Consider the following 2,294-nt stretch of genomic DNA (forward strand, 5'->3'; position numbering starts at 1 on the left):
AATGTACTTGCCACTACCCAACAATTACTTGCTGCAGCTTCACGGGTTACTAAGCCATAGCTTTCAGGCCACAATGAAGGGGCAAAAAGTACATCTATTTTTTGGTATAGGTTTACCACGCCTTGCTGGTTTACCCGCCCTATAAAGGTGACAGGCACTTTACCCCATTTGGTTTTATGCTCGTAACCTTGCTCTTTTGAATGATCAACTATTAGCATTTCAAGGTTTTTAGGCTGCTGCTGCTCAATAGCCTGTTTAAGTAAAAAGTACCCTTTATGGTTGGCCATGCCGCCAATGTGAGCGCACACAACATTTTCTGTATAGTCAGTCTTTTTAGGTTGCCACTGCACAGTTGAGCTAATGCCATTTTTGTTTACGGCTATGTCGGGGTAGCCGTTTTGTGCATAAATGTCTGCAAAACACTCTGATACGGTCAGTAATTTAGTAGCACCATTCAGCAGCTCTTTGTAATAGTTTATTCGCTCTATAGAGTCGCTTAACGATACGTTATTAGGTAAAACACGCGGGGCAAACATATCTGGGTGGCCGTTAGGATATACGTTATCCTTTTGATCAATTAAAAATTGATGGTCCGATATCCACCACGCATCGTGCGCTGTAACAATATAAGGTATGTTGTTATCTTTAGTTGCCTCTACCACCGAGGCAGTTAAGCGCTGCACACAATGAAAATGCACTAAATCTGGTTGTTCAAGCTGTAAAAACTCTTCAAACAAGTCGTACATGTTTTCATCTTTTGGGTGCCAATCCATATTTTCTCTAAATAATATGGTTGAACGGTATACTGTTACACCTTGATGTTGGTAGGTTTCTAGCTTGTATGGCGTGGTACAGCGCTCGTCTGATGTAAATACAACCAGCTCAAAGTCATCGCCGTATTGCTTTTGCAAAATATCAAAGTTGTCAGAAAGCACACGTGTTGCTCCACCAATAGACTGCGGCGGAAAAAACACATTAACAAGCGCTATTTTCTTTTTAGGTTTTACGTTAACACTTACTGTGTTTGCAATATCAGCTACTAGCTTTTCACCTAGTGCTTCAACTGTGTATTCGGCTTTTACACGCTCAAGTGCTTTGGTGGCAATGTTTGCTCGTAGCTCTTTGCTATTAATAAGCGAGGCTAACGCATCTGTCCACTCGTTTACAGTGGCAACCATTAGTGCATCTTCACCATGATTTATTACATCACGGTAATTTGCAGTACTACTAACTATTGATGGCACACCTAAGCACGCTGCTTCAAACCATTTAAGCTCGCTTTTACAACCATTGGTTTCGTCATCAGTAAGAATAGCTAAATTAATATCGGCTTGTTCTAGCAAGTTCCAATACGCTTTTATACTTTTAACAGGTGGTACAGTTAGTAGCTGCGTTTTAAATCGCTGCTTAAAGCTTTGTGGTAACTCTAAATAACCAGCAATAATTAACCTTACACTGTTATTCGTACTCAATACTTGCTCAAGTGCAGGTAAGGCAAGTTCAATAAAATCGGTATTATGAGCTTGTGTACCACTACCATAAAATATATCTATGGTCTTTTTATCAGGCTTTTTAAGGTTGGCAAAGTAGTTGTGCTCGTCTAATCCATTTCGGTGTAGCAAGCATATATTTGAGCTTACTAGCTTAGCTAGTTTCTCACGAAGTAACTCGGTAGAGGCAATACCAAATCGGCAACGCTTGGCAAGTGCTGAAAAGCTAGCAGGAGCTTTGCGCAGCTCTATATGTGTACTTATATCAACATAACCACCAAATGTTTCTATTGGCGCTGGGTAGCTTGGCTCAAACAATAGGTCATCAATCTCAAAAAATGATGCTTTGCCATTTGCATTTACTTGTGCCAATGCTTTTAAAACGCTTGGCACCGCAGGAGTACGATAAAAAATAACAATATCGTGGAGTGCCACCTGGTTATAACTTTGCTCAAGCTCGGTCCAGTTAATTGTTGTAACGGTTTTACCTTGTGATTCTAACTGCTCTACTTTTTGGTCAATCCGATAGCGTATACATTGCGGTATATGGTAGTCGCCAATAATTAGTACGCGCTCAGTATTTAAATTATTTTTAAGCGGAACATCTTGCTCGGTAGAATAGTACTGATAGTAGGCATTATAAATATGGTCGGAATATTTTTCGGCGCAATCTATTAAGGTTTCACGCTTGTCTAAATTCCCTAATACCTGCATTTCGCCTAGGTTATCGTCGTATAATTTTTTACAAAAACTATCTATCCACTCAAGTGCAACTGTTTGCTCTGGGTTGTCTTGATTATATTT

General features: G+C 39.9%; 1 protein-coding gene. It reads right to left on the bottom strand.

The annotated features are described in order from the left end of the window. Positions 1 to 2,294, bottom strand: a 2,294-nt coding sequence (locus H5072_RS17280; RefSeq protein WP_182694248.1) for a glycosyltransferase, incomplete at both ends; no start/stop codon positions are given.

Source organism: Pseudoalteromonas sp. SR45-5 (assembly GCF_014163565.1).
GTDB classification, from domain to species: Bacteria; Pseudomonadota; Gammaproteobacteria; order Enterobacterales; family Alteromonadaceae; genus Pseudoalteromonas; species Pseudoalteromonas distincta.